The following is a 26,548-nucleotide window of genomic DNA, read 5'->3' on the forward strand; positions in this document are numbered from 1 at the left end:
GCCTAGCCGAGCTTTCCGCGGGGCGCCAGATCGGTGCGCGAAACTGATGCGACCAGAGCTCAGAAGGGCAGCGGGCCGGTGATCGACACGCGCACGGCCGGCGGCTCCATCGGCTTGAAATGTCGGCCCATCACGCCGACCGAGCAGACATTGCTCGGCGCGACGCCCGCCTTGCACAGGCCATAGAGCGGATCGGAGGGGATCAACGATCCATAGCCATAGGTTATCATGTCGGAGCGCGAATTGGTGACGTTGAAAGCGTCGGCCTGAATGCTCCAGCCATTGTCGAAGCGATAGCCGGCGCGCAGATTGAGCGTTCCGGTCGCCGGCGATTTGAAGGCGCCGTCCTCGGTCAGCGGGCGCTCGCCGAGATAGCGATAGCGCAGCGCCGCGAAGGGGCCGGTCGTCTCGCCCACCTCGATCTGGCCCATGGCGACGATGTTGGGCGAGTCGGGAATGTAATTGCCCGGGGCGTTGCCGACATAGGTTCCGTAGCCGATCGCATCGGGCGAGAGGAGATCGATCCAGGCCAGCGCCTGCTGCTGGTCGACGCCGCGGAAGCGCGCATGAGACAGCGACACGCTGCCCTCCATGCGCAGCCAGGAGGCGGGCGTGTAATGGTTGATGATCTCGACGCCATAGCGCCGGCTCGGCCGGCCGAAGGCCGTGCTGCCGGAATCGCCCTCGAACTGATTCTCCGAATCATTGTTCAGCCACCAGAAGGCGACCGAGGATTCGAGCCCTTCCAGCAGGCGCGTGGTCCGCACGCCGATCTCGGCGCCGCGCTGCTTCACCAGCAGGGGAATGGTCGCCACGTTGGAGCCGTCGGCCGGGCTCAGCCGGGTCACGGTTCCGCGCACGTCGGTCGAATGCAGCCCTTCGCCGAAATTGAGGAAGAGCTCGGTCTGCTCGAAGGGGCCGATAACGACGCCGACCTTCGGGCTGCCCATCGTCGCCGATTTGGAGCCGCTGTTCCAAGGGCCGGTCCAGATCGGAGCGCCATTCTCGTCCTTGGGCGCGGAGAGCGGATCTTGCAGGCTGCCGACGCTGGCGGCGAAATAGTCGAAGCGCACGCCGCCTGTGGCGCGCAGCCAAGGCGTGAAGCGAACCGTGGTGTCGGTCCAAAGGCTCACGCTGCCTTCCGCCACATGGCTGTTGGTGATCGTGTCATAGGGCTGGCGCCGCCAGCTGTCCTGGAGGCCGAGACGAATATTGTCGTAGCGGCTCTCGAGGCCGATGCGCGACTCGATCGGCAGGCCGGCGAGCTCGTATTTATAGGCGTGCTGCGCGTTGACGCCGAGCACGGTGCGCCGGTCGAATTGGCGGAACTGGTCGCCGATGTCGGGATGCGACAGGAAATAGGTGAAATTATTGTAGAGATCGAGCGTCGAGCGGATGGCGTAGGCTTCCACGCGCGAGGAATGCGCGCCTTCCGTCTGGCTCCAGCGCGCCGAGAGGCTGAAGCGCGAGGCGTCGCCGCCGTCCGTGCTGTCGACATTGCCCCAGAGCGGCATGATCCCGCCATAGACGGCGCGCGAGGGGATCTGGTCGGTGGAGAACCAGCGGTTGGCGTAGGCCATTGCGGTGATGGAGACGCCGTCCTCCTGGGTGCCGCGCGACCAGCGCAGCACCGAATTGATCTTGCGCATCTCGTCCGGCCGCGTCCACGGGCCGTTATAGATGCTCGATTCGATGGCGGTGAGCAGATTGCCGCCATTCACCTCGAAGCTCTTGGCGCCGAGCAGGCGGCCATAGGCGAAGCTGCCGCCCGTCGCCCGGAAGAAGCCGCGGTCGAGCTTGTCGATATATTGCATATCGACCGAGCCGGCCGAGGAGAAATCGCCCTTGTCGGCGTAATAGGGGCCTTTGCGGCCGACGACGGAGGAGAGCAGCTCCGGGATCAGGAAATTGGCGTCCGCATAGCCCTGGCCGTGGCCATGGGTGCGCATATTGATCGGCATTCCGTCGAGCGTCAGCGAGAAATCGGTGCCGTGGTCGAGCTGGAAGCCGCGCAGAAAATATTGGTTCGCCTTGCCCTCGCCGCTGTGCTGCGTGACCGAGAGGCCGGGGACGATCTCGAGCGCCTCGCCCGGCCGCGCGAAGGGAACGGCGTTGACCTGCTGGCCGCTGAAGACGGTCTCGCTGGCCGCCTCGACCCGCACCTTCGCCTTTTGCGCGTCTTCCGCGCGCGCCGCCGCCGCCGCCGGCGTCCCGGCTGCGATCGGCGCGCCGACGTCTATGTCCGGGAGAGCCTCCTGGGCGATGGCGCCGCCGCCGAAAAGGGCGACCGCCAGGGCCAATGCCGAAACTTCGCCAATTCGCCGGCCAATCATCTCCGCCCCCTCGTATGATTTTTTTATTATCAGATCATACGAGCGCGGCCGTGGCAACGACCCGCTTACGGATTTACCCGCAGCGTTGCATTTGTGTCACAGCCTCAAGCGTGGCTGTGGCCGTGGTGGGGCTTTTGCGTGGAGGCGCCCTCCGGCGAATGCGCCTCGGCCGGGGCGACGACGAGCTGGCCATATCGCACGCCGCGCTCGCCGATCACATGCTGCGCGAAATGCTCCACCTCGGATTTGGGGCCGCGCAGCAGCGAGACCTCGAGGCAGGTCTCGGCGTCGACATGCACATGCAGTGCGGCGATGGAGAGGTCGGCGTGGCTGTGATGGTCGTGCATCAGCCGCTTCGACAATTGCCGGGTCTCGTGATCGTAGAGATAGACGAGCGCGCCGATGCAAGGGCGGTCGCGGTCGTCGACCTTGGGCTTTTTCAGCAGGCCGGCGCGCACCAGATCGCGCACCGCCTCGGACCGATTTTGATGCCCGCCGGCCTCCATATACTGGTCGAGAGCGGCCATGAGATCATCGTCGATGGTCATGGTGACACGCTGCATATCGGACGCTCCCCCCGCGCGGCTGTCCAGTCCGGGCCGCATCTCCTTGTTTTTTACCCGTCCGGGCGCGGTCCCGCAATCGCGCGCCGCCGGCGCGGCGCGGTCTTGTCCATTTTCGTGGCGTCGGGCATTGTCGCGGCCCCGCCCTTCAGGCTTGCCCGGAGTCCTTCGAAAATGAGCTGGTCGTCGAAATGCCTGCCGATCGTCGTCGCCGCATTGCTCGCATCGATTGCGCCGACCTTCGCCCATACGGCGGATATTTCCACCGCCAAGATCACGCCCGAGAAGGATCGTTCCTATCAGGTCGACGTCGGCTTTCTGGCGACCGATCTCGAGCGCATTTTCTCGCAGACCATGGCGGAGCGCGCCGGCGTCGAGCTGTCGCAGCCGGGCGTGCTGGAGACGCAGATCGGCAAGCTCGTTCAGCGCCGCGTCTCCATGCATGACGCCGAGGGACACGCCTGCGCCGGCCGCGTGGATTACGCCGGAGAGGATCCCACCAATGCGGACAGCGCGCTGGTGAAGCTGAAGCTCGATTGCTCCAGCGTTCCCGGCCAGATTTTCTACGACGCAAAGGAGCTGCTCGGCGCCGCCGGCTCCAGGGCCAAGCATCTCGTCACCCTGACCGGCGACAACGCCGGCGAGACCATGCTCTATCCCGCCGATCCGCCGCTCGATCTGTCGAAGCCGCTGGAAACGGTCTGGCAGCTGATGTGGAAATTCGTGCAGGCCGGCGTCGAGCATATTCTCACCGGCTACGATCATGTCTGCTTTCTGATTGCCATTCTTCTATGGGCGACGCGCGTCTGGCCGGTGGTGAAGATCGTCACCGCCTTCACCGTTTCCCATTCGATCACGCTGTCGCTGGCGGCGCTCGATATTGTGACGCTGCCGTCGCAATGGGTGGAGGCGGCGATCGCCGCTTCTATCATCTATGTCGCGGTCGAGAATTTCGTCTCGCGCCGCGTCGACGGGCGCTGGCGCGACACGTTTCTCTTCGGCTTCATCCATGGCTTCGGCTTCGCCAGTAGCTTGAAGGAGCTCGGTGTGCCGGCGAACGCCGTGCTGCCGGCGCTCGCCTCCTTCAACATAGGCGTCGAGCTCGGACAAGTGGCGATCGTGCTGGTCTTCGTGCCGGCGCTGCTCTTCATCGACAAGCAGACCGGCGGCAAGCGCAGCCCGCGGCTCGTCTACGCGCTGTCGGGCGTGATTGCTCTCGTCGGCGCCTATTGGCTGCTGGAGCGCGTCGGCGCGCTGGATTTCATCCTCGCGCATCTCGGCCATTCGGCCTGAGCGCGGCGGGAGCGCGGCGGCTTCGCGCAGCCGCGCTCCGTCCAAGTGGCGTCGCTCGCCCGGGTCATTTGGTGACGATGAAGGACCCGAGAATGCCGCCGAGCAGCGCGCCGATGATCACCGTCCCGATCGCGGCGGGAAAGCCGACGACGCCGGCGCCCATCACGGCGCCGAGCACGGCTCCGACCCCCGCGAAAATATAAGCGTTCCGCGTCATCAGGCGGTCGACTTGGTCTTCTTCGGCCATGGTTCTCTCCGTTGTTCTCTCTCGCTGGCCCTCGGACGCAGGGCTGGCTCCGCATGTCTCTAGCTAGCGCGCGCCACACGGCGGCAAGGGCGGGCCGCGGAAGCCTCACGCGAAATCGCCGATTCGATTAGGATGACGCCCATGACACCGGATGATCTCGTCTCGCGCCTCCTCTATCGGGATGGGCTGATGCTCGTCGTCGACAAGCCCGCCGGCCTGCCCGTGCATCGCGGCCCCAAGGGCGGCGAGAATCTGGAGGACCATTTCGACGCGCTGCGCTTCGGCCTGCCGCGCGCGCCGGCGCTCGCGCATCGGCTCGATCGCGACACCTCCGGCTGCCTCGTGCTGGGCCGCCACCGCAAGGCGCTGGAGCGGCTCGGCAGACTGTTTCACGACGGGCGCATCAAAAAGACCTATTGGGCGATCGTCGAAGGCGCGCCTTCCGCGGAGGAGGGCCATATCGACATGGCGCTCGGCCGGCTCGATTCGACGCGCGGCTGGTGGATGCGTCCCGATCCGCTGGGCCAGCCGGCGCAGACGGATTGGCGCGTGCTGGGCCGCGCTCGCGACGCGCAGGGCAATGATCTCGCCTTCCTCGAGCTGAAGCCGCAGACCGGCCGCACGCATCAGCTGCGCGTTCATTGCCAGGCCATGGGCTGGCCCATGCTCGGCGATCCCGTCTATGGCCATGGCAAGCGCGATGGCGCGCCGCCGCTGCATCTTCACGCGCGCGAGATCGACATTCCGATGCGCGAGAACAAGGAGCGCATCGTCGTGCGCGCCCCGGCGCCCGCGCATATGCGCGAAGCGCTGGCGCTCTGCGGATGGCGCGCGGAGGCGGAATGACCACGCCGGTTCGCATCTGTTTTTTCGGCGACAGCTTCGTCAATGGAACCGGCGACGACGATGGTCTCGGCTGGGTGGGCCGGCTCGTCTCGCGTGCGCGCCGGGGCGGGCGGGACGTCACCGCCTATAATCTCGGCGTCCGCCGCGACACCAGCGCCGATATCGCCGCGCGCTGGCGCGAGGAGGCGCGCCGCCGTCTGCCGGCGGGCGCCGACGCGCGTTTGCTGTTTTCCTTCGGCGCCAATGATTGCGTGGAGGAGGAAGCGGGCCGTGCGCGCGTGCCGCTCGAGGAGACGCTAGTTCACGCGGAGCAAATGCTGCGCGAGGCCGCGACGCTCGCGCCCGTATTGATGGTCGGGCCGTTTCTGCCCGGCGCCGCGCGCATCGATCACCTGTGCCCGCAATTGCAAAAGCTCTGCGCCGAGCTGCAAATTCCCTATATCGAGATGCGCGGCTTCTCCGCGCGTTGCGGCGTGCTTTTGCAGGAGGCGGCCGCCGGCGACGGCGCCCACCCCAATAGCGGCGGCTATGCGGCGCTGGCCGATTTCATCGGCGCCGCGCCGCAATGGCGCGATTGGCTCGATGGCGCGCTCACGTCCGCCAAGGATGCGCCGGCAGATCGCTGACGCCGACGACGGCGACGCCGGCCTGCGCGACGGCGTGGTCATTCTCCACCGAGCTGCCGCTGACGCCTATGGCGCCGACCAGCACGCCATCTTCGTCGACGATGGGCAGTCCGCCGGGGAATGTGATGAGCCCGTCATTGGAATGCTCTATGCCGAAGAGCGGACCGCCCGGCTGCGACAGCTTGCCGATCTCGCCCGTCGGCATGCCGAAGAAGACGGCCGTCTTCGCCTTCTTGATCGCAATGTCGATGCTGCCGACCCAGGCGTCGTCCATGCGATAAAAGGCTTTCAGATCGGCGCCGGAATCGACGACGGCGATGCACATTTTCGTGCCCAGCTCGGCGGCGCGCTTGCGTGCGGCGGTGATGGCGGCTTCCGCCGCGGCGATATTGACATGCATCGGGGGCTCTCCTCGTCGCGCGACGCTGCGACACGACACAAATGGCTACGCCGAAGTCCCTTTCAAGTCCGTCACCTTTGGGTGATCGGCGCCGGCTGTGTCACAATGTCGCGCTCCGCCGGCCATTTCACGCGATAGGCGAGGCGCAGCTCTTTCGTCTCGCGCGGCTTGGCGTCGAAGCTCCAGCCCATCACGCCGCGCTTGTCGGCGATCTGCTTTATCGTGGGAGCCGTCGTCTGCGGCAGCGTCTCGACCGTGATCGCTGTCGTCTCCGAAAACGGAATCTGATCGACGACCGTCACCGGAACGATGAAATCATGCAGATTCTCGACCGTCGTCTTGAAGTCGCGCGTCTCATATTTCGTCTGGCCGAACCAGCTCGGCTCATTCTCGAGGCGCTTGACCGGCGCGCGCGCGACCTTGATCTTGTCATCCGCGCCGAAGCCGAGTTGCACCGCCTCGCCCGGCGCGACGAAGGCGATGCGGCTCTGCCCCACATGCATTCCGTCGCGCTGCACGGCGACAGGGCCGGCCAGCAGCGGGGCGTCCTCCTCATTGAGGATTCGCGCCTCGAGAAAGGCCGTGGGATCGAGCGCCGGCGCGATGCGCGCGGCGAGCGTCGGCGTCATGCGGCGCGAGGAGAGAATGAAGCTTTTCGTCGTTCCGTCGCCGGGCGCGCCGACGCGGCCGGAGATTTTGAAGCTCGCCTGAAAGGCGGTGGATTCCAGCGCGGCCGTCTGCTGCTCCACCGGCGCAGGCTCCGGCGCCGCAGCGGCCGCCATCGGCGCTTCCGCCGATTTGCGCATCTGCCGCTCCATCGCGACGGGCGCCGCAGGCTTCGCATAAACGATCGGCGGCTCGTAAAAGCTCACCCGTTGCGGCTGCACATCGGGCGCCGCTGCGCCGCGATGCGCGCGCGTCGTCGAGACGGAGAGCGTGACATCGTTCCAATCCTCGCCCGTGCTCTGCGTCACCGCGGCGCGGCGGATGAATTCGAGCTGCGGCTTGCCCTCCGCGCCGCTGGTCTCGAGCCGCGCGTCATAGGCGGGCCGCCAATAGGCGCCGGAAACGAGATAGGAGAGGGACAATTGCAGCCGGCCGCCGCTCGCCGATTCGACCGCTATGGCGACCTCGCGCGAAGGGCGCCGCGGCGCGCGCGCGCCGGTTCCCGCCTCCAGCGCGTGAATCTCGTCGTCGAGCTCCTTCGCCTTGACGCGGGCGCCGCGCAAGTCCTCGCCGGTTTTGGTCAATGCGGAGGCGATGGCGTCGAAGGCTCCGCTCCATTCGCCGATCGCGAGCGGCCGCGTCTCCGGGCCGAGCTTCTCTGGGCTCGCCTGCGAATAGCGCGCGATCATGGCCTGCTTGGCGGCGAGCGCGTCCAGCGTCACTTGCAGGCTCTCGCGCGCGCCGCGCAATTGCTTCAGCTTCGCTTCGATCGCCGTGTCCGGCGCCTGCGTCTCCGCCGGCGTGAGCCGCGCCTCGACGGCGCCGATCGTCACGCGCCCATTCGCCTCGCCGGAGACGCGCAGCGAATCGGCGTCGAGCGCGAAGGGAAGATTTTTGAGGAGGACCGTCGCGGAGCCGGCGGGAAGATCGATCGTCGCTCTACGCGTGACCGTCGCTGCGTCGGGATGGACGATGACGCCGTCGATCGTCGATGTCGCCTCCACGATCGTCTCCTTCGCCCACGCGGAGGATATAGCGATCGAAGACACGCAAACGAGCAAAAGCACGCGAAGCCGCATGGGCCGCCTCCTCGAGGGAAAGAAGGCGGCATCCGGCCCTATGCTTATGTCCTTTTCGCGGCGGCTCCCGTCCTGCTCTATCGCTCGGCTTTCGCCGCGGGCGCGGGCCGGTCGGTCAGCGTGTGAAGAAAGGCGACGATGGCGTCGATCTCGCCTTCGTCGAGCCGCGGCGTTTCGCCCGGCTTGCGATCATAAGGAACTTCCTTGACGTTCACATTGTCGTGGAACTTCTCCGGCAGATCGTCGTATTTCGCGGTCGCGCCCTCTTTCTTGGGATACCAGCGCGCAGGATCGGTGTCGCGCGTCGCATAGAAGGCCACGACATCGCGCAGACTGGCGAAGGCGCCATTGTGCAGATAAGGGCCGGTGACGGCGATGTTTCGCAAGGTCGGCGCCTTGAACTGCCCGCAGAGGCCGTCGATGGCGTAGCCCTTGGGCGCGACCTTGGCGAGGCCGTCGCGCTTGCAGAGGCCGAGATCGACGAATGCCGGGTCCTTGTTGTCCGGTATGGCGGCGTTGCGCGGCGCGCCCAGCGCATCATAGCTGAAATCGGTGAACAGCCAGTCCTGCGGATGGCGCGACTTCTCCTCGCCGACATGGCAGGCGATGCAATTGCCTTTCTTTTTATCCTTGAACAATGCGAAGCCCTTCGCCTCCTCGGCGGTCAATTTCTCGCGCCCGCGCAGAAAATCGTCGAATTTGGACGAGAAGGGATGAAAGCGCTCGCTGCTCTCATAGGCGGCGACCGCGCGCGCCAATTTGTCGAAGGCCGCATCGCTTTCGAAGAGCTTTTCGCCATAGACGCGCCGCGCGAGATCGGCGTAGGCGCCGGATTTTATCTTCTCGACCACGGCGGCTTTCGACGGATTGTTCATCTCGCGCGGATTGAGCAGCGGCCCTTCCACTTGCGCGGCGAGATCATCCGCGCGGCCGTCCCAAAATTGTCCGCCGACGGGAACCAGCTCGGTCTCGCCGGTCTCCTCGTCCTTCTTCTTCATGAAATGAAAGCGCGGGCTGAAGGAGACGTAAGCGAGCGAGGGCGTCTTGCGCGTTCCGAGCGCATCCGGCCTGCTACCGCGCGCCAGCGCCGCGATCGGCGAGCCATTATTGCCCTGAAACGCCTTGGCGGGATCATGGCAGGAGGCGCAGGAGAGGCCCGCCGGTTCCGAGAGAGTCTTATCCTCGAAAATTCGTTTCCCCAGCAGCTCCCGCTGCGAGAGGCGAGCCTCATCGGCCGCTCGCGCATCGCTCGTCGTCGATTCGAGGCTCGCCGCCGGCGAGGCCGCAGCGAGCAGAAAGAAAAATGCGCGCGACAATGTCGAGAGGCGCGATCGAGCGGCGAGCGCCATAGTCAGTTTCTCCGATCGCGAGAGGGAACTCTCCGAATGAGCGGCGCGCGAAATCTAGTGAAGGAGCGCTAATCCCGTCAAACTCCATAGATTGGATCGGTTCCAAACAATGCTCTCGACCCTTCAGCCGCGCGGGGCCTCCGGCTGAGCGACGAAGAGCAGGATGAGGCCCAGCGAGCCGATGAATCGAAAGGCCGGCTGCTGGAAGTTCCAATCAATGGAACGCCACATCTGGAACCATTCGCCGCCGATGATCATGAAGCCGAAAAAATAGAGCGCGAAGCCGAGCGCGAGGCCGCCGATGGCGCATTGCTTGGCGCTTTCGAAGCGCGCCGGCTCGTCCTTTCGTGCGCCAAATAGCCGCAGCGCGCCATAGAGGCAGAGCGCGCCGAAGGCGAGCTCCGTCGCGATGATCCCGGCATAGAGCAGCCGCTGAAGCGAGTCGGAGACAATGGCGCGGCTCATCAGCGCGGCGTCGGCATGGGTCGTGTCCATGGAGACGACATGGCGAAGGACCTCGAAATTCGTGTCATAATCGAAAATATTGCCGAGCCCGGCGATGAGGCCGAGCAGGCCGGCGCAGGCGGTGAGCAGGATTTTGGCGATGCGGGCGATCATGCGGGCGTCCTCCCCAGAGTCGAATAGGATCTATGTCCCGCCGATGACGCGGGCGAGGCGGTGATGACGACGATCGCGACATTGGCGCAAATTCTTTTCATTCTCGTCTTCTTCCTCTTGCTCTTCGGCGCGCTGATCGCGGCCTCCGACGCCGGCGTGCGGCGCGCCTTTCGCATCGCGCTGCATCGGCGCGTCGCACGTCTGCGTGCGCCGCGCTACGCCATCGTCGGCGACAGCCTCGCGGCGCAATGCGTTTGGCGCCCGCTCCGTCGGCGGCCCTTCGACGTGCTGCGCCTCTGCCTCGGCGGCGCGACGCTGAAGGATATAGGCGCGCAAATCGTCGAGGCGCGCATGATGGGCGCGCGCTGCTTCATCATCGACGGCGGCTTGAACGATCTTCTCTTCGACGCGGCGCCGCTCGCGCAGATCGAAAATGATTTTCGCGCGCTGTTGCGCCGCCTGCCGGAGGATGCGCGCGGCGTTCTGATGCTCGCGCCTCATGTCGCCGATGCTGCGACGGCGCCGCGCATAGACGAGATCAATGCGCTGATGCGTGCGCTCGCCGAGGCGCGCGGGCTCGCTGTCGTCGATCTCGCGCCGCAGCTCTCGCACAATGGCGCACGGCGGCCGGAGATGACCGATGACGGCCTGCATTTCTCGCCGCTCGCCGCGAAGCTATGGGTGCATGCGGCGAAAGAGCGCCTTCTTCGCGATGGGCTCGCCTGAGCGCGGCGCGCCCTATGTAACGCGGCGCGGGCGCAATTCCACCGGCGCTCGCGCTCACGCCAAAGCGCGAAGGAGGTCGAGAAAATGGGTCTCTTCAATTTTTGGAACAACTCGAAGAGCGGCGACAAGATCGACAAGAATGCGCCTTCGCCCCAGGGCGCGACCGAGAACGCCGCCGCGCCGGCCGAAGAGCTGAAGAAGGAGATAGAGAAGAAAGGCCTCGACGCCTCCAAGATCGAAATCTCGGTCGAGGGCGACAAGGTCAAGCTCGGCGGAAAGGCCGAGTCCACCAGCGACGCCGAGAAGATCGTGCTCGCTGTCGGCAACACCAAGGGCGTCTCGCAGGTCGAGAGCAATATCGTCGTCGGCAAGCAGGAGACCGAGTCGCTCTTCTACAAGGTGCGCCAGGGCGACACGCTGTGGAAGATCGCCGAGACGCAATATGGCCAGGGCAAGGGCGGAAAATACGAAGAGATCTTCGCCGCCAATCGGCCGTTGCTCTCCGATCCCGACAAGATCTATCCCGGCCAGGTGCTGCGTATTCCCAAGGCCCAAGGCGCCGCCGGCCAGGCCTGATTCTCTGTCGCGCGGCCTCCTTCGGGAGGCCGCGTCACGGCGCCAGGAAAAAACGGATGCGCGCGCGGGAGCTATTCTCGAAATGCGCGCGCGATATCGAAAACGAATTGCCTCGCAAAGGCGCGCGTCACATATTCCGCGCCGTAAAAGATCATCCGTCATCGAGGCGAAGAGTTGAATCTCCATACCGCGTGTCGCGCGACGCTCATCGCCGCCATATTGCCGCTCGCTGCGAGCGCGTCGGCGGATAGTCTCCCGCAGCGCCGGCCCGGTTTCTGGCGCATAAAGACCATATCGCCGGAAGTGGGATTGCAGTCGCATGACGTCTGCATCGAGGCGGGCGATGGCCTGCTCGGCGCTCCGCAAGACAATTGCACGAAGCCGACGGTCGAATCCGCGCAGGGCGGCGAGGTCATCGTCACCTTTTCATGCGATCTCCATGGCGCGCGCGAGGTGACGAGCCTTTTGTTCACCGGTGATTTCTCGAGCTGGTATCGCGCGCAATCGAAGACGACGCTCACGCAAAAGAGCGGCGCCACGCGCGAGCGCTCCGGCTTCACCATAGACGCGAAATTTCTGCAGCCCGAATGCCCGAAGCCGTGACGCCTCAGCGCTTCGTGACGCCTCAACGTTTGGGCGCGAGGCCGACGATATAGGCCGAGAGCGAGTCGATCTCGTCCGGCGTGAGGATGAGATTGGGCATGTTCCGATGCGAGCTGCGCAGAAAAACCTTGATCGCCAACTCCGTCGTCGAGGGCATGCGCGCCACATCGACGAAGCTCGGCGCCTTGGCGGCCTCGTCCTTGGCCGGCGTCTTCTCGTCTATGCGATGACACTCGACGCAGAGCGAGGCGGCGAGACGCCGCCCGGCCGCAGGATCGCTCGATTGCGCGCGCGCCGGCGCCGCGACGCTTCCGCAAGCGAGGAAGGCTAGGAACATCGGCGTCGCGCGATTCATGGGCTCTCCCTCCGAAATGGCATGCAAGGCCTATATGGTGAAATCGGCGCGCTTGAAAATCGACACGAGCGTGATTCCTTTCTCGGCGAGCTTTTCCGCCGCGCCTTCCTCACGGTCGATCACGACCAGTGCGCGCGTCGCCCGCGCCTGCGGGTGTTCCTCCACCATGCCGGCGATGGCCTCCAATATAGAGCCGCCCGTCGTCGCCACATCGTCCACGATCAGCGCCTCGCCGCCCTCGGGCACATAGCCGTCGATGCGCTCCTTGGCGCCATGGCCCTTGGCCTCCTTGCGCACGAAGAAAGCCTCGACCGGCGCGCCTTTGGGAAAGCTCACCGCGGCGATGGCCGCCACCATGGGCACGGCGCCCACGGCCAGCCCGCCGACGCCCTTTATCCCCTGCGCCTTCATATAATCGACGACGATATCGGCGATGAGATGCGCGCCCTCCGGCAGCATGGTCGTCTGGCGCAGCTGGAAGAGATAATTGCTCTTGCGGCCCGAGGAAAGCGTGAAATCGCCGCGCAGCAGCGAATGCGTGTCGATCAGCCGATGCAGCCGCGCCCAGCGCGGATCGGCGGAATCGAGAACGGCGTCGGGACGGGAAGGCGCGCGCGTGTCGCTCATGGGCTGTCGAAACTCCGCTGTCGATCATGAGAAATAGGCCGGGAGCCGGCTCGCGTCCCTTACGCCGAGGAACTCGCGGACTTCAAGCCGGTTCCATTCCTCGGCTCGCGCCGGGGCAGGCTCCCGGTCCCCCCGGCCGGGACGGCGCGGGAAAAATTACAGAGAACAAAAAAAGAACTTGGCGACGAGAACAAATGCGATACAATCTGCCCATCCGATCTTCTGTTCGTCACCGATCCAATCATCACAAGTCTTTCGCCCCGGGGCCGCATCTCGCGTTGCGCCCGCCGCCCGACCCGTGCCAGAAGGAATCATCGCCGTGAGCCAAGCCAATCTCCGCCTCGTGGAAGGAACATCCGTGGACAAGACCAAGGCGCTGGACGCCGCTTTGTCGCAGATCGAGCGGGCCTTCGGCAAAGGCTCGATCATGCGGCTCGGCAAGAATCAGAAAGCCGTGGAGATCGAGACGATCTCCACCGGCTCGCTCGGGCTCGATATCGCGCTCGGCGTCGGCGGCATGCCGCGCGGCCGCATCGTGGAGATTTACGGTCCGGAATCCTCCGGCAAGACCACTCTGGCGCTGCATGTGATCGCCGAGGCGCAGAAGAAGGGCGGCGTCTGCGCCTTCGTCGACGCCGAGCATGCGCTGGATCCGGTCTACGCCCGCAAGCTCGGCGTCAATCTCGAGGAGCTGCTGATCTCTCAGCCGGACACGGGCGAGCAGGCGCTGGAGATCACCGACACACTGGTGCGCTCCGGCGCGGTGGACGTTCTCATCATCGATTCGGTCGCCGCGCTGACGCCGCGCGCGGAGATCGAGGGCGAGATGGGCGAGGTGCAGCCCGGCCTGCAGGCTCGCCTGATGAGCCAGGCGCTGCGCAAGCTCACCGCCTCCATCTCCCGCTCCAACACGCTCGTCATCTTCATCAATCAGATCCGCATGAAGATCGGCGTGATGTATGGCTCGCCGGAGACGACGACGGGCGGCAACGCCTTGAAGTTCTACGCCTCTGTGCGTCTCGACATTCGCCGCATCGGCTCCATCAAGGACCGCGACGAGGTCACTGGCAATCAGACCCGCGTGAAGGTGGTCAAGAACAAGGTGGCGCCGCCGTTCAAGCAGGTCGAGTTCGACATCATGTATGGCGAAGGCGTCTCCAAGGTGGGCGAGCTGATCGACCTCGGCGTGAAGGCCGGCGTCGTGGAGAAGTCGGGAGCCTGGTTCTCCTACGACAGCCAGCGGCTCGGCCAAGGCCGCGAGAACGCCAAGACCTTTCTCAAGCAGAACAAAGAGGCGGCCGAGCGGATCGAGCAGGCGATCCGCGAGAACTCCGGCCTCATCGCCGAGCGCATTCTCGACGCCGGCGGCGAGGGTGAGGGCGACGGCGCCGAGGACTGATCGCAGACAGCGAACGCCCACCCTCCCCTTCAGGGGGAGGGTCGGACGGCGCAGCCGTCCGGGGTGGGGTCGCGGCGCGAAGACTCTCCGAGGCGCCATCCCCTTCCGCGAGCCGCGCCGCCTGTTCCACTTCGCGGACAAATGCTCTAGAAGGGCTCGGTTCGCGCCGGGCCTTTTCCTTTTCCCTGCAACGGTTACGGCCGAGCGCGCGTTCGATGGCTTTTCGAGCCGAACAAGCGGGCGACAAGAACCGATATGAGTGGCGTCAACCAGATCCGTTCGACCTTCCTCGACTATTTCTCGCGCAATGGACACGAGAAGGTCGCATCCTCGCCGCTCGTCCCGCAGAACGATCCCACGCTGATGTTCACCAACGCCGGCATGGTGCAGTTCAAGAACGTCTTCACCGGCTTCGAGAAGCGACATTACGCGCGCGCCACCACCGCGCAGAAATGCATGCGCGCCGGCGGCAAGCACAATGATCTCGACAATGTCGGCTACACCGCGCGGCATCTGACCTTCTTCGAGATGCTCGGCAATTTCTCTTTCGGCGATTATTTCAAGGAAGGCGCCATAGAACTCGCCTGGAATTTCGTCGCCCGTGAGCTCGCCCTGCCGCGCGAAAAGCTGCTGGTCACCGTCTATCACGACGATGACGAGGCGTTTTCGCTGTGGAAAAAGATCGCCGGCTTCTCTGACGATCGCATCATCCGCATCCCCACCGCGGATAATTTCTGGAGCATGGGCGACGTCGGACCTTGCGGACCTTGCTCCGAGATCTTCTTCGATCAGGGCGAAAGCGTCGCCGGCGGCCCGCCCGGCAGCCCGGACGAGGATGGCGACCGGTTCCTGGAGTTCTGGAACCTCGTCTTCATGCAATATGATCAGACCGCGCCCGGCGAGCGCGCGCCGCTGCCGCGACCCTCGATCGACACCGGCATGGGCCTCGAGCGCATCGCCGCCCTTCTGCAGGGCGTGCATTCGGTTTTCGAGATCGACCTCTTCCGCCGCCTCATCGGCGCCGTGGCCGACGCGACCAATGTCGATTCCGCCGGCCCGCAGGCCGCGAGCCACCGCGTCATCGCCGATCATTTGCGCGCCTCGGCCTTTCTCGTCGCCGATGGCGTGACGCCTTCGAATGAGGGCCGCGGCTATGTGCTGCGCCGAATCATGCGTCGCGCCATGCGCCATGCGCAGCTTCTGGGCGCCGCCGAGCCTTTGATGCATCGGCTCGTCGGCGCTCTCGTCTCCGAGATGGGGCTCGCCTATCCCGAGCTGACCCGCGCGGAAAGCCTCATTCGCGACACGCTGCTCACGGAGGAGACGCGCTTCCGCCAGACATTGGCGCGCGGCCTCTCCATCCTCGACGAGGAGAGCGCCTCGCTCACGGCCGGCGCGAGCTTTTCCGGCGAGACCGCCTTCAAGCTCTACGACACTTATGGCTTTCCGCTCGATCTCACCGAGGATGCGCTGCGCCCGCGCGGCATCGTCGTCGACAAGGCGGCATTTGAGACCGCCATGGAGCGCCAGCGCGCCGAGGCCCGCAAGGCCTGGGCCGGCTCCGGCGAGACGGCGACCGAGGCCGTCTGGTTCGCGCTCGAGGAGCGTCTCGGCGCGACAGAATTTCTCGGCTATGACCGGGAGAAGTCCGAGGGCCAGATCGTCGCCCTTCTCCACGAGGGAGCGGAGACCTTCCGGCTCGAGACCGGCGCGCGCGGCGCCGTGCTGCTCAATCAGACCCCCTTCTACGCCGAATCCGGCGGCCAGATCGGCGATATCGGCGTGATGCGCGCCAAGGGCGTGCGCTTTCGCGTCACCAATACGCAAAAGAAGGTTCACGGCCTCTTCGTCCATGAGGGCGTGGTCGAGGAGGGCGCGCTCACGCCCGGTCTCGCCCTCGAGCTCGAGGTCGAGCACGCACGTCGCAACGCCGTGCGCGCCAATCATTCGGCGACGCATATTCTGCACGAGGCTTTGCGCCGCGTGCTCGGCGATCATGTCGCGCAAAAGGGCTCGCTCGTCGCGCCGGACCGGCTGCGCTTCGACTTTACGCATCCCAAGCCGCTGAGCGAGGAAGAGATCGCCGCCGTCGAGCAGATCGCCAATGAGGTGGTGCAGGACAACGCCCCGGTCGAGACGCGGCTGATGGGACAGGACGAGGCCATTCGCTCCGGCGCCCGCGCGCTGTTCGGCGAGAAATATGGCGATGAGGTGCGCGTCGTCGCCATGGGCCATGCGCCCGTTGACGCCGATCGCGCATTTTCGGTCGAGCTCTGCGGCGGCACCCATGTGCGCCGCACCGGCGACATCGGCCTCATCAGCATCGTCTCGCAGGGCGCCGTCGCCTCGGGCGTGCGACGCATAGAGGCCAAGACGGCGGAAGGCGCCCGCGCCCAGCTCGTCTCTGAGGCCAAGGCTTTGCGCGAGATCGCCGCTCTCGTCCGCGCCACCGTCGACGAGGCGCCCGCCCGGCTGGCGAGCCTCATCGAGGAGCGCAAGAGCCTGGAGCGCGAGCTCGCCGACGCCAAGCGCAAGCTGGCCATGGGCGGCGGCGGCAATGCCGGGGCGGAACCGGTCCGCGAGGTCGCCGGCATCAAGCTCTTCGCCAAAGCGGTCAACGGAATAGACGCCAAGGATTTGAAGTCGCTCGTCGATGAGGCCAAGAAGACGATCGGCTCGGGCGTCGTCGCCATCGCAAACGCCTCGGCCGACGGCAAGGCGGGCGTCGTCGTCGGCGTGACCGCCGATCTCACCGCGCGCTTCAACGCCGTCGATCTGGTGCGCGTCGCTTCCGAGAAGCTCGGCGGCAAGGGCGGCGGCGGGCGGCCAGATCTCGCCCAGGCCGGCGGCCCCGACGCCACTGCGCTCGAAGCCGCGCTGGCAGCGATCGAGGAGACGCTGCGGATCAAGGCGGCGCCGTGAGCGAGGGGGGCGCAGCGATCGAGGAGGCGCCGTCCGGCCTCCGCCGCCGCGTCCATATTCTGCTCGACAGCGGCGGCGTCGGCGATCGCGCCGCGCAAATCACCCATGGAGCGCTGATGGCGCTCGTCATCCTCTCCGTCGGCGCGGTGATCCTCGAATCCGATCCCGACCACGCCGCGCGCTATGGCGCGCTCTTCCGCGTGGTCGAATATGTCGCCGTCGCCGCTTTCAGCGTCGAATATGCGCTGCGCATTTGGAGCGCGCCGGATCATGCGCTCTATGCCGCCATGCGCCCCGGGCGCGCGCGCCTCGCCTTCTTCTGCTCGGCTTCGGCGCTGGTCGATCTCATCGCCATTGCGCCATTCTATCTTTCCGTCATCCTCGCCGCGGATCTCCGCGTGCTGTTATTCCTGCGCCTCGCGCGCTTCTTCAAGCTGGCGCGCTATTCGCCGGGCATACGCTCCATCTTCGCCGTGCTGGAGGCGGAGCGCAAAGCGCTCGCCGCTTCCGGCATCGTGCTGTTCGGCGTGGTGCTGTTCATGGCGACGGCCATGCATATCGCCGAGCATGACGCGCAGCCGGAGGCTTTCCGCTCCATTCCCGCCGCCATGTGGTGGGCGATCCAGACCATAGCGACGGTCGGCTATGGCGATGTGGTGCCCCATACGCCTTTGGGTCGCGTCATCGCGGCAATCTCCATGGTGATGGGCTTCGTCATGCTGGGCTTGCCGGTCGGCATCGTCGCCACCGCTTTCGCGGAGGAGATTCACCGGCGCGAATTCGTCGTCACCTGGAGCATGGTCGCCAAGGCGCCGCTGTTCGCCACGCTCGACGCGTCGGCGATCGCCGAGATCATGCGCTATTTGCGTGCGCAATCTCTGCCGGCGGGCGCGCTGATCGTGAGGCGCGGGGAGCCGGCGCATTCCATGTATTTCATCGCGGCCGGCGAGGTGGAGGTGGAGCTGCCGAGCGGGCCGGCCCGTCTCGGCGAGGGGCAGTTCTTCGGCGAGATCGCGCTTTTGCGCAAGACGCGCCGCACCGCCAATGTGCGCGCCGCGACGCCGATAAAGCTGCTGATACTCGACGCTTTCGACCTACATGTTTTCACGCAGCGCAATCCCGAGATCGGACGCCATATAGAGGCGGTCGCGGCCAGCCGCTCAGAGTTTCGGCCCGTGGTCCGCGAAGGCGATCTCGCAGAAGCGGAAATCGACGCGCGACCTTCCGCCGCGCGAGAATTCGCCGTGAAGCCATGAGGGCGCCCCTGACAAAACCGGCGCCCGCGTCTTAGATCGATGAGAGGAGGGAGCGCTCATGCATGAGAAAATCCTCATTCCGCTCGATTTGACCGAGCCGGACCTCACGCGGCTCGCGCTGGACGAGGCGCTCGCCCTCGCCCAGACCGCGCCACAGCCCAAGCTTCGGCTCGTCAATGTGCAATCTCTGGTGCCAGTCGCCTTCATCGACTACATCCCGCCGAATTTCGACGAGGAGCTGCGCACGGCGGCGGAGCAGGAGCTCGCAGATGTCGCGGCCAAGATCGACTATCCGAAGAATCTGCTGACGACTGTGGTCCGCTTCGGCGCGATCTATCCCGAGGTGCTGGCGGAGGCGGAAGACTGGGGCGCAGATCTCATCGTGCTCGGCTCGCATCGGCCGGCCATGTCCACCTATCTGCTCGGCTCCAACGCCAAGACCATCGTCCGCCACGCCAAATGCTCCGTGCTGGTGGTGCGGCGCTAAAGTCGTCGGACCTTCGATCGAAAGGCCCGATGGCGATCAGTCCTTGCGGTCCTTTTTGGCGCGGACGCGCTCGCGGACGCATTCGCGTATGAAGACGCGCAGGCTCGCGCGTTCCACCCCGCGCGCCGCGGCCTCCTGCCGGCATTGCTGCCGCTCGACGCGCGTCGACACGCGGCCGAAATAGCAGCGCCCCAAAAAGACCTCGCGCTCCGATCCGACGAGGTTGCGCTCATTGGCGCGTCCTTGGCAGGCATGGCGAATGCGCCGCGCCTCGAATTTGGTGAGCCGCTTGCGCGCCGGCGCCGGTTGCGCGGACTTGCCGGCGAGCGCTGGCGGCGGGGCGGGCGGCGCGGCGGGCGTAGCCTCCAGCGCCGGCGGCTTGTCCGCGCCATTTGCGGCGAAGGCCGGGGTCCCGACGGAAAACGCGCAAATCAGCAGTCCCCAAAATCCGACGGCGATGCGGCGGGCGCTCGGGGCGGGCGAAACGGATGTCATTTTCTTGTCTCGCGGGCGAAGGGCGGGATGACGAGCTTTGTCTTCGTGGGCGAATAGACGATTTTCATCGTTCCGGGGGAGGCGCTCCCACAATTTCAACGGCTGCTCGCGCAGGCCATCAGCCATTCCGGTCCGGGCGCATGCCGCGGCGGCGGAAGAGATCATGCGCCCCGAGCACGTCGCGGGGCAGCACGTGATCGGCGATACGGCGCTGCTCGTCGGAGAGCGAGGCGAAAAAGCTGCTCTCGGCGTCGGCGAGAGCGCGCAAATTCTCCACGTGACGGCTCAGCCGATCGGCGCGCGCGCGCAGCGGCGCGCCGGGGTCGCGCGGGGCGATGTCGCGATTGCGGTCGATCGCCGCGGCGACGATGGCGGCGTCCCGATCTCGAACCAGGGCGTGCAGCTGCTGCGCGAAGGCGGAGAACAGCCGTTCCTGCTCGCCAGAGAGCCGAAGGGCGCCTCGCCATTCGTCCATATGGCTCTCGAGCGGATTGCGCCTCGGGACGAAGGGGTTTTCCGCGGGACGATTGAGCGGCTCGGCGATCGGCGCGTCTGCGACGACGAAGGCCATGAGGCTCACCGCCAGAGCAATAGCGAAGCGCAGCAACATCGTCATAGAACCCCGATGGAATTTCGGAACCCGATGGAAACTCGACTCCGGTCCCTACGCCGCCTTTGAGACGGAACCATGGCCGCCGCCATAATTTCGTCGCTCGCCGTCGCCACGGCTAGCCCGTTAACGACGACTCCGGGCCTCACATTAACGAATCGGCCCGTAATGCGCAAAATCCCTCGTCTCGGCGCGAGGCCGCGTCCTCGCGTCTGGGTCGGAACATCCCATAATTTCAGCGATATTTTAGAAATACCCCGAAATTTCGCCTATTTCGGTCATCTCTTGGTATACTTACGAAAAATGTCGTAAAATCTAAATGGATTGGCCGAAAAACTGAGCTATCGGCTTACGGAGCAAGCAAAACAATAAAACTAATCTCGTCTCCACATCGGGGAGACGACGAAGATGTTGGGTAGAGTAGCGAGACTGGCGATGAGCGCGGCCCTGGCCGGCGCGGTCTCCATTTTGGGAACGGCGCCCGGCTGGGCGGGCTCGGAGCATCTGCTCCATGCGGCCCTCGGGCCGGAGACGAGCGTACCCTATGGCTGGCTGGACTTTTGTCATCGCTATCGTGGCGAATGCGCCGCCGACGCCGCCGGACCGCGCGATATCGAGCTCACCGCCAAAGCCTATAAGGACATTCAGCGCGTCAACGCCCATGTCAATCACGCGATCGAGCCCGTCTCCGACATGGATCATTGGGGCGTCGTCGATCGCTGGGATTATCCCACCGACGGCAAGGGCGATTGCGAGGATTATGCGCTGATGAAGCGCCGCCTGCTGGTCGAGCTCGGCTATCCGCGCGCGGCTCTGCTGATGACGGTGGTGAAGGAGAAGAATGGCGACGGCCATGCGATATTGACGGTGAGGACCAATCGCGGCGAGTTCGTGCTCGACAATATGAACGATGCTGTGCGGCCCTGGACCAACACGCCCTATCGCTTCGTCAAGCGCCAGTCGCAGCTCGACCAGAACACCTGGGTCGCGATCGACGATCCCAACGCCCCGCTCTTCGCCGCGCGCTGAGCCGGCGCTCGGCGCGCCCTTCGGCAGGGCGCGCCGCGACGGTCAGATCGCCTCCAGCCCTTTGGCGTAGCGCTCGGCGTTCTCGACATAATGTTTCGCCGATTCGAGATTGCGGGCGAGCGCGCCTTCGTCCAGCGTGCGCACGACGCGCGCCGGCGAGCCGACGATCAGGCTGTTGTCGGGGAACTCCTTATTCTCCGTGACCAGCGAATTGGCGCCGACGAGGCAGTTGCGGCCGATTTTCGCGCCATTGAGGATGGTCGCGCCCATGCCGATCAGGCTCGCCTCGCCGATGAGGCAGCTGTGCAGAATGACGCCATGGCCGATGGTGCAATCGGCGCCGATGACGAGCGGAAAGCCCATATCGGTGTGGAGGACGCTATTGTCCTGAATATTGCTGCGCGCGCCGACCGTGATCCATTCATTGTCGCCGCGCAGCACGCAGCCGAACCAGATGTTGGCGTCCTCCTCGATCTGCACGCGGCCGATGACATGAGCGTCGGGCGCGATCCAGAAGCGGCCGGAGGCCGGGACGCGCGGCGCGACGCCGTCGAGCTTGTAGAGAGGCATGGGTCAGGTCTCCGGCGCCCCTCTTCGCGGCGGCCTCGGAGCGAGGCGCGAGGGGCGTTCGCCGACCTTCTAGTGTCTTTGGCGCAAAGAGGAAACCGCGCGCCGTGGGTCTGAATCGGCTAAGCTCGGCGAATCGGCTCTGCTGCTCTTTCTTCAGGATCATGCGCCTCTTCCTCGTCGCCCTGCTTTTGGCGCTGCTGGCCGCGGCGGGCTATCGCTTCACGCGCAAAACCGATGCGGCCGAGCCGGCCATCGTCGCCGCCAGCCTCGGCGACGCCCGCTTCGCCTATGCGCCCGCCTATGCGCGCGACGATTCGACGCGTTACGGCGGCGCGCCGGACCGTCTCTCCTTCGTCGCTGTCGCGCCGGATTTCGCGGCGCCGCAAAAGCCGAGCGCCGATCCGCGCCGGCGCGCGGCAGAGGAGCTGGATCCGATGCGCGTCTTCGTCACGCTCGCGCCGCGTGAGGAGGCGCTCGATCCCGCCGAGCGGCCCTCGCGCCTCTATGCGCGTTTTCTGGAGAGCGATGTTTGGGGCGGGCCGGGCGGCCTCGTCATGCGGCGCTTCGAGCGGGGCTCGCCCTATGAGCTGGAGCTGCTCTATCTCGCGCCGCCGGAGGGGCGCGACTTTTTCGCCCGCTGCCCGCGTCGTGACGCGGGCTTTCTCGGCTCTGCGCCCTGCCTATGGGCGCTGCGCTGGAAGAATCTGGATGTCGAGGCGCGCTTTTCCGCCGCTCTGCTGCGCGATTGGGAAGAGCTCGCGCGCGGGCTGCGCGCCTTTCTGGCCTCGATCGACGCCGATCGGCCGCGTCCGCGCTGAGGCGGGCGCTCAAAAATCGTCGAGGTCGAAGTCCAGAATGGCGATCTGCAGCGTGTAGCTCGTCTGCTTGGCGTCATCGGCGGAGATCACGCCGAGAAAATCCTCGCCGCTGTTCAGCTCGACGGAATCGGTCTTGCGGCCGCGCGGCGCGATGGTGAGCTTGTCGTTCTCGAACAGCTTGCGCAAATAGGATTGCAGAGTCTCGCGGCCGACCGGCAGCTTCATCCCGAAGGCAAAGGAGCGGTCGCCGTCCTCGTCGTCCACCATGATGGAGGCGATCTTGCGCTCGCCAAGATGCACTGCGGCGTCGTCGGGGTTCTTGGGATCGGCGGTCACGCGAATCCCCTCATTGCCGAGCGCCTGGCGCAAGAAGGCCTGCAGCTTGCGCAGCTCGATCTTCTCCATACGGCTTCCCCCGCTTCGCGCGCCTCTTGCCGAGCGCCTCGCCGTCGTCTCGCGGCCCGCAGCCTGTGCCACGAAAAGCGGCCGCGCCGCAAGAGGGGCGCCCGCCGGGGGGCTGGCAATGAAAAGCCCGGCGCGACGCGCCGATGATGTTGTCGATAAAAAAGCCCGGCGCGACGCGCCGGGCCTGACTGTCGAGCGGCGGCAAAAGGCTCGGGACTCACTCGCCCGCGGCTTTGAGGCGCTTGTTGCACTCGCTCCAATATTTCGGCCAGGTGGCCTTGGGGTCGGCCTTCAGCAGCTCGGCCTTTTTGGACTTCCATTCGGCGCCGCATTTCTTCTGGCGGGCGGCCTGGGCCGCCTTGCCTTCGGAGACGGGCTTGGCCGGCTTGGCGGCGGTCGTCGGAGCGGGAGCAGGAGCCGGAGCGGGCGTCGCTGTCGTCGGGGCGGGGGCGGGGGCCGGGGCCGGCTCGGGCGCGGCGGCGGCCGGAGCAGGGGCGGGGGTTGGAGCAGGGGCGGGGGTCGGAGCAGGGGTCGGCGCGGGAGCGGCGGCGGCCGGCGAGGTCTCGGCGGGCTGCTCGGACAGGCGCATGCGGCAGGCTTTCAGAAAGTCCTGCCAGCTCTGACCCTTCAGCTCATTGGCGGCCTTGGCGGCTTGATATTGCGTGCCGCATTCCTTCAAAACATTCGCCTGCGCTTTCGCTTCACCCGCGGCGGCGACCGCCAAGCCGACCGCGAGGGCGCCGACGGCAGCGTAAGAGACGAGACGGATCGACATCAAATTTCTCCTTGGTGAGCGCCGTCGCCAATGATGATTCGTCGGCGCAAACGGCTCCCGACGGCCGCACTGCGAGCACGGCCTGTGCCAATTGTCATGCATAGAGGCAGGGGCCGCAAGCTCGCCGGGACCGCAATCAGGATGTTATGAAACGCTCTTTGGGCTCAGATGGCGCGCGTAAAGCGTGAGGGAAGGGGCGATGGCCGCCGAAAGAGAAAATCCGCGCGCTTGGCGCGATGCCGCCGCGCTGCGTCATCCAGATGGCGTTTTGCGTTGTCCGTGGGCCGGTTACGATGCGCTCTATGTCGCCTATCACGACGAGGAATGGGGCCGCCCGGAGCGCGATTCGTGCGCGCTCTACGAGAAGCTGATTCTCGATGGCTTCCAGGCCGGCCTTTCCTGGATTTCCATCTTGCGCCGCCGCGAGGGCTTTCGCGCCGCTTTCGAGGGTTTCGATCCCGAGCGAATCGCGCGCTTCGACGCCGCTCGCGTCGAAGCTCTGATGCAAAATCAGGCAATCATCCGCAACCGCGCCAAGATCGAAGGCGCCATCGCCTCCGCGCGCGCCTATCTGGAGCTCGAGGAGCGCGTGGGATTTTCCAACTATCTCTGGGATTTCGTCGATGGAGCCCCGATCGTCCGGCGTCCGCGGACGACGGCCGATATTCCGACGCAGACCGACATCTCCCGCCGCCTCGCCAAGGATCTGAAGGCGCGCGGCTTCGCCTTCTGCGGCCCGACGATCGTCTACGCCTTCATGCAGGCGGTGGGCATGGTGGACGACCATCTGGCGGAGTGCCATTGCGCGAGCCCGTCTTGAACGCCCTGGGGAAAAGCGATCTTCTTCTTTGCTCGTTCTGTTTGTGTTCTTGGCGACAAAAATTCTGGGCGTTATGATCGCCATGCTACGGCTTTTGTTCCGTTCCGTTGAACCCACAATGTCGGATGTCGACCCTCCACCTCGTGCCAGAAGATATTTCAAGCCTCTATGAGACCCATGAATGGAGAAATGCGGCCGGCGTCCTGCTGACGGCGCATCCTAAGGAGTGGGCCGAGATTTTGGAGGCGCTGAGAGGGTTCCGGTTCCGCGCATCGGATGTGCTCGCGCCGGGCAAGAACAAGTCCGATCTCGCGAAAGGTCTCGATAGCGCTCTGCTGAGACATGGCTGGCGGGAGACGCAGTTCCAAACGGCAGTAAAGGTTGACGATGTCGTGCGAGAAAGCCCGACTCACAAGGTGGACTGCTATAAGAACCGTGTCGCTCTCGAAGTGGAATGGAACAACAAAGATCCATTTTTCGACCGCGATCTCAATAATTTCCGACTACTTTTTGACCTCAACGTCATCGATGTCGGCATCATCTTGACACGCTGTTCCGAACTTCAGGCGATTTTCAACCGTCTGGGCAAAGGAAAGAGCTACGGCAACTCCACCACTCATATGAAAAAGCTGATCCCACGCATCATGGGCGGCGGCGGGGGAGGTTGTCCCATACTGGTTTTCGGCATTGGCGCGAAACTGTTCGTCGAAGACGTTCCGCGGGCTGAAATTCCACCTCCGAATGATTCGACGGATGAGAGCGACGATGACGAAAGCGAGCGCTGACCTGCTGCAGGACCTCGGACGATCGCGTTTCGGCGTGGTCCTGGCGGATCCACCCTGGCGTTTTGCGAACCGCACCGGGAAAATGGCGCCGGAACACCGCCGCCTCTCGCGCTATGGCACAATGGAGGTCGAGGAGATTTGCGCCCTGCCGGTGGCCGAGGTGGCCAAGGACACTGCCCATCTCTATCTCTGGGTACCCAATGCGCTGCTGCCTATGGGGCTCGAGGTGATGTCGGCTTGGGGCTTCACCTATAAGTCTAATTTGATTTGGCACAAGGTCAGGAAAGATGGCGGGTCGGACGGACGCGGCGTCGGATTTTATTTCCGAAACGTCACAGAGATGATCTTGTTCGGCGTGCGCGGAAAAAACGCTCGGACTCTCGCCGCTGGACGTCGGCAGGTCAATTTTTTGGCGACGAGAAAGCGGGAGCATTCTCGAAAGCCCGACGAGCAATACGATCTTATCGAAGCGTGCTCGGCTGGCCCTTATCTCGAGCTTTTCGCGCGTGGGAAGAGAAAGGGCTGGTCGTCCTGGGGCAATCAAGCCAGTGACGATTATTATCCGAGTTGGGATACCTATGCCTATCATTCGGGTGTGACCAGTTTGGCCAACATGAGCGAAGAGTGATGGACGCAGCGACCGCATGAGGCCGCCCAAGACCCGAACTGCGCCAGGCGCCCCCCGCGCCTGGCAGCGCATGTTGTCCGGTCGGCGGCTCGATCTGCTGGATCCCTCGCCGCTGGATGTGGAAATCGAGGATATCGCCCATGGGCTGGCCCGCGTCGCTCGCTGGAACGGTCAGACGCATGGCCCACATATATTCTCGGTCGCCCAGCACAGCCTGCTCGTCGAGGAGATCGCCTGCGCGCTCTCGCCCGGGCTCGGACGCGAGGGGCGGCTGTTCATGCTGCTCCATGACGCGCCGGAATATGTGATCGGCGACATGATCTCCCCCTTCAAAGCGGTCATCGGCGACACATACAAGAGCGTGGAGAAACGCATTTTGACGGCGATCCTGCTGCGCTTCTCATTGCCGCCGGAGCCGGACGCGGCGCTCTTGCGTCTCTCCAAGCGGGCGGATCGCGCCTCGGCTTTTTTCGAGGCGGTGGGTCTCGCCGGCTTTACACGCGGAGAGGCCGAGCGCATCTTCGGCCGTCCGGCGCTGGCGCCCGACGCTTGCGCGCAGGCGTTGGAGCCGCTCTCGGTCGAGGAGGCGCAGCAGCGCTTTCTGGCGCGCTTCGCCACGATCGAGCGAAGCGCGTAGCGACG

Annotated in this window: 30 protein-coding genes; 16 read left to right on the forward strand and 14 right to left on the reverse strand. The window is 65.3% G+C overall.

The features are described from left to right. Positions 1-59 precede the first annotated feature (59 nt). Both GYH34_RS05060 and nikR read right to left on the reverse strand, forming a co-directional pair. Entirely contained in the window at positions 60-2,333 is a 2,274-nt protein-coding gene (locus GYH34_RS05060; RefSeq protein ID WP_161912636.1) for a TonB-dependent receptor, read from the reverse strand. Between the two features lie 104 nt (positions 2,334-2,437). Further along, a complete protein-coding gene (gene nikR / locus GYH34_RS05065; RefSeq protein ID WP_161912637.1) occupies positions 2,438-2,896 on the reverse strand; it encodes a nickel-responsive transcriptional regulator NikR in 459 nt (152 codons plus the stop codon). Positions 2,897-3,070: 174 nt separating this feature from the next. On the opposite strand from nikR, the gene GYH34_RS05070 reads away from it, so the two are divergent. After that, a complete protein-coding gene (locus GYH34_RS05070) occupies positions 3,071-4,189 on the forward strand; it encodes a HupE/UreJ family protein (RefSeq protein ID WP_161912638.1) in 1,119 nt (372 codons plus the stop codon). A gap of 64 nt (positions 4,190-4,253) precedes the next feature. Here GYH34_RS05070 and GYH34_RS05075 read toward each other — a convergent pair whose 3' ends face one another. Continuing rightward, complete coding sequence (locus tag GYH34_RS05075) at positions 4,254-4,436, reverse strand: hypothetical protein (RefSeq protein WP_036292732.1); 183 nt, start codon at positions 4,434-4,436, stop codon at positions 4,254-4,256. Positions 4,437-4,568: 132 nt separating this feature from the next. On the opposite strand from GYH34_RS05075, the gene GYH34_RS05080 reads away from it, so the two are divergent. Both GYH34_RS05080 and GYH34_RS05085 read left to right on the forward strand, forming a co-directional pair. Further along, on the forward strand, positions 4,569-5,282 hold the full coding sequence (locus GYH34_RS05080; protein ID WP_161912639.1) for an RNA pseudouridine synthase: 714 nt from the start codon (positions 4,569-4,571) through the stop codon (positions 5,280-5,282). After that, entirely contained in the window at positions 5,279-5,908 is a 630-nt protein-coding gene (locus tag GYH34_RS05085) for a GDSL-type esterase/lipase family protein (protein ID WP_161912640.1), read from the forward strand. The genes GYH34_RS05080 and GYH34_RS05085 overlap by 4 nt, the downstream gene beginning before the upstream one ends. Here GYH34_RS05085 and GYH34_RS05090 read toward each other — a convergent pair. The 4 genes from GYH34_RS05090 to GYH34_RS05105 all read right to left on the reverse strand — a co-directional run bounded on the left by GYH34_RS05090 (position 5,874) and on the right by GYH34_RS05105 (position 10,020). Further along, positions 5,874-6,308 (reverse strand): heme-binding protein, encoded by a 435-nt coding sequence (locus GYH34_RS05090; RefSeq protein WP_036292728.1) that lies wholly within the window; start codon positions 6,306-6,308, stop codon positions 5,874-5,876. The two genes, GYH34_RS05085 and GYH34_RS05090, sit on opposite strands and share 35 nt — an antisense overlap. A 71-nt stretch (positions 6,309-6,379) precedes the next feature. Next, entirely contained in the window at positions 6,380-7,978 is a 1,599-nt protein-coding gene (locus GYH34_RS05095; protein ID WP_161912641.1) for a mucoidy inhibitor MuiA family protein, read from the reverse strand. Positions 7,979-8,130: 152 nt separating this feature from the next. Next, positions 8,131-9,402, reverse strand: coding sequence for a cytochrome c peroxidase (locus tag GYH34_RS05100; protein ID WP_161912642.1), 1,272 nt, complete (start codon positions 9,400-9,402; stop codon positions 8,131-8,133). A 123-nt stretch (positions 9,403-9,525) separates the two neighbouring features. Beyond that, positions 9,526-10,020 carry a DUF2165 domain-containing protein gene (locus GYH34_RS05105; RefSeq protein ID WP_161912643.1) on the reverse strand — a complete coding sequence of 165 codons (495 nt, stop codon included), beginning with the start codon at positions 10,018-10,020 and terminating at the stop codon, positions 9,526-9,528. Between the two features lie 63 nt (positions 10,021-10,083). Between GYH34_RS05105 and GYH34_RS05110 the strand changes: the two genes are divergently transcribed. The 3 genes from GYH34_RS05110 (at position 10,084) to GYH34_RS05120 (ending at position 11,925) form a co-directional block, all read left to right on the forward strand. Then, positions 10,084-10,746, forward strand: coding sequence for an SGNH/GDSL hydrolase family protein (locus tag GYH34_RS05110; protein ID WP_161912644.1), 663 nt, complete (start codon positions 10,084-10,086; stop codon positions 10,744-10,746). A gap of 84 nt (positions 10,747-10,830) precedes the next feature. Further along, on the forward strand, positions 10,831-11,322 hold the full coding sequence (gene lysM, locus GYH34_RS05115; protein ID WP_161912645.1) for a peptidoglycan-binding protein LysM: 492 nt from the start codon (positions 10,831-10,833) through the stop codon (positions 11,320-11,322). 174 nt (positions 11,323-11,496) lie between these two features. Beyond that, positions 11,497-11,925, forward strand: coding sequence for a DUF3617 family protein (locus GYH34_RS05120; protein ID WP_161912646.1), 429 nt, complete (start codon positions 11,497-11,499; stop codon positions 11,923-11,925). 22 nt (positions 11,926-11,947) lie between these two features. Here GYH34_RS05120 and GYH34_RS05125 read toward each other — a convergent pair whose 3' ends face one another. After that, the gene (locus GYH34_RS05125; protein ID WP_161912647.1) at positions 11,948-12,280 is read right to left on the reverse strand and encodes a c-type cytochrome; all 333 of its coding nucleotides are present in this window, start codon (positions 12,278-12,280) and stop codon (positions 11,948-11,950) included. 30 nt (positions 12,281-12,310) lie between these two features. After that, entirely contained in the window at positions 12,311-12,907 is a 597-nt protein-coding gene (gene pyrE / locus GYH34_RS05130) for an orotate phosphoribosyltransferase (RefSeq protein ID WP_161912648.1), read from the reverse strand. A 319-nt stretch (positions 12,908-13,226) separates the two neighbouring features. On the opposite strand from pyrE, the gene recA reads away from it, so the two are divergent. The 4 genes from recA (at position 13,227) to GYH34_RS05150 (ending at position 18,971) form a co-directional block, all read left to right on the forward strand. Beyond that, on the forward strand, positions 13,227-14,306 hold the full coding sequence (gene recA, locus GYH34_RS05135) for a recombinase RecA (protein ID WP_161912649.1): 1,080 nt from the start codon (positions 13,227-13,229) through the stop codon (positions 14,304-14,306). A 255-nt stretch (positions 14,307-14,561) separates the two neighbouring features. Continuing rightward, positions 14,562-17,228: an alanine--tRNA ligase gene (gene alaS, locus GYH34_RS05140; protein WP_161912650.1), complete on the forward strand. Its 2,667-nt coding sequence runs from the start codon at positions 14,562-14,564 to the stop codon at positions 17,226-17,228. Then, positions 17,225-18,484: a cyclic nucleotide-gated ion channel gene (locus tag GYH34_RS05145; RefSeq protein ID WP_244635278.1), complete on the forward strand. Its 1,260-nt coding sequence runs from the start codon at positions 17,225-17,227 to the stop codon at positions 18,482-18,484. Before alaS ends, GYH34_RS05145 begins: the two co-directional genes overlap by 4 nt. A gap of 58 nt (positions 18,485-18,542) precedes the next feature. Next, a complete protein-coding gene (locus GYH34_RS05150; RefSeq protein ID WP_161912651.1) occupies positions 18,543-18,971 on the forward strand; it encodes a universal stress protein in 429 nt (142 codons plus the stop codon). A 36-nt stretch (positions 18,972-19,007) separates the two neighbouring features. Here the strand turns inward: GYH34_RS05150 and GYH34_RS05155 are convergent, their stop codons facing one another. Both GYH34_RS05155 and GYH34_RS05160 read right to left on the reverse strand, forming a co-directional pair. Beyond that, complete coding sequence (locus GYH34_RS05155; protein WP_161912652.1) at positions 19,008-19,466, reverse strand: hypothetical protein; 459 nt, start codon at positions 19,464-19,466, stop codon at positions 19,008-19,010. Between the two features lie 118 nt (positions 19,467-19,584). After that, the gene (locus tag GYH34_RS05160) at positions 19,585-20,082 is read right to left on the reverse strand and encodes a Spy/CpxP family protein refolding chaperone (RefSeq protein ID WP_161912653.1); all 498 of its coding nucleotides are present in this window, start codon (positions 20,080-20,082) and stop codon (positions 19,585-19,587) included. A 429-nt stretch (positions 20,083-20,511) separates the two neighbouring features. Between GYH34_RS05160 and GYH34_RS05165 the strand changes: the two genes are divergently transcribed. Further along, on the forward strand, positions 20,512-21,105 hold the full coding sequence (locus tag GYH34_RS05165) for a transglutaminase-like cysteine peptidase (protein ID WP_174242367.1): 594 nt from the start codon (positions 20,512-20,514) through the stop codon (positions 21,103-21,105). 42 nt (positions 21,106-21,147) lie between these two features. Here GYH34_RS05165 and GYH34_RS05170 read toward each other — a convergent pair whose 3' ends face one another. After that, complete coding sequence (locus tag GYH34_RS05170; protein ID WP_161912655.1) at positions 21,148-21,675, reverse strand: gamma carbonic anhydrase family protein; 528 nt, start codon at positions 21,673-21,675, stop codon at positions 21,148-21,150. Between the two features lie 161 nt (positions 21,676-21,836). Here GYH34_RS05170 and GYH34_RS05175 point away from each other — a divergent pair, with 161 nt between their 5' ends. Next, a complete protein-coding gene (locus GYH34_RS05175; RefSeq protein ID WP_161912656.1) occupies positions 21,837-22,493 on the forward strand; it encodes a hypothetical protein in 657 nt (218 codons plus the stop codon). 9 nt (positions 22,494-22,502) lie between these two features. On the opposite strand, the gene GYH34_RS05180 is transcribed toward GYH34_RS05175, so the two are convergent. Next, positions 22,503-22,898 carry a DUF3126 family protein gene (locus GYH34_RS05180; protein WP_161912657.1) on the reverse strand — a complete coding sequence of 132 codons (396 nt, stop codon included), beginning with the start codon at positions 22,896-22,898 and terminating at the stop codon, positions 22,503-22,505. Between the two features lie 217 nt (positions 22,899-23,115). Then, positions 23,116-23,673 (reverse strand): hypothetical protein, encoded by a 558-nt coding sequence (locus tag GYH34_RS05185; RefSeq protein ID WP_161912658.1) that lies wholly within the window; start codon positions 23,671-23,673, stop codon positions 23,116-23,118. 199 nt (positions 23,674-23,872) lie between these two features. On the opposite strand from GYH34_RS05185, the gene GYH34_RS05190 reads away from it, so the two are divergent. The 4 genes from GYH34_RS05190 (at position 23,873) to GYH34_RS05205 (ending at position 26,543) form a co-directional block, all read left to right on the forward strand. Beyond that, a complete protein-coding gene (locus GYH34_RS05190) occupies positions 23,873-24,493 on the forward strand; it encodes a DNA-3-methyladenine glycosylase I (protein WP_161912659.1) in 621 nt (206 codons plus the stop codon). A 125-nt stretch (positions 24,494-24,618) separates the two neighbouring features. After that, on the forward strand, positions 24,619-25,278 hold the full coding sequence (locus GYH34_RS05195; protein WP_161912660.1) for a BglII/BstYI family type II restriction endonuclease: 660 nt from the start codon (positions 24,619-24,621) through the stop codon (positions 25,276-25,278). Continuing rightward, positions 25,259-25,906: an MT-A70 family methyltransferase gene (locus GYH34_RS05200; protein ID WP_161912661.1), complete on the forward strand. Its 648-nt coding sequence runs from the start codon at positions 25,259-25,261 to the stop codon at positions 25,904-25,906. Before GYH34_RS05195 ends, GYH34_RS05200 begins: the two co-directional genes overlap by 20 nt. Positions 25,907-25,922: 16 nt before the next feature. Continuing rightward, positions 25,923-26,543 (forward strand): HD family hydrolase, encoded by a 621-nt coding sequence (locus GYH34_RS05205; protein ID WP_161912662.1) that lies wholly within the window; start codon positions 25,923-25,925, stop codon positions 26,541-26,543. Positions 26,544-26,548: the final 5 nt, after the last annotated feature.

Origin of the sequence: Methylosinus sp. C49 (assembly GCF_009936375.1) — a bacterium.
Taxonomy (GTDB): Bacteria; Pseudomonadota; Alphaproteobacteria; order Rhizobiales; family Beijerinckiaceae; genus Methylosinus.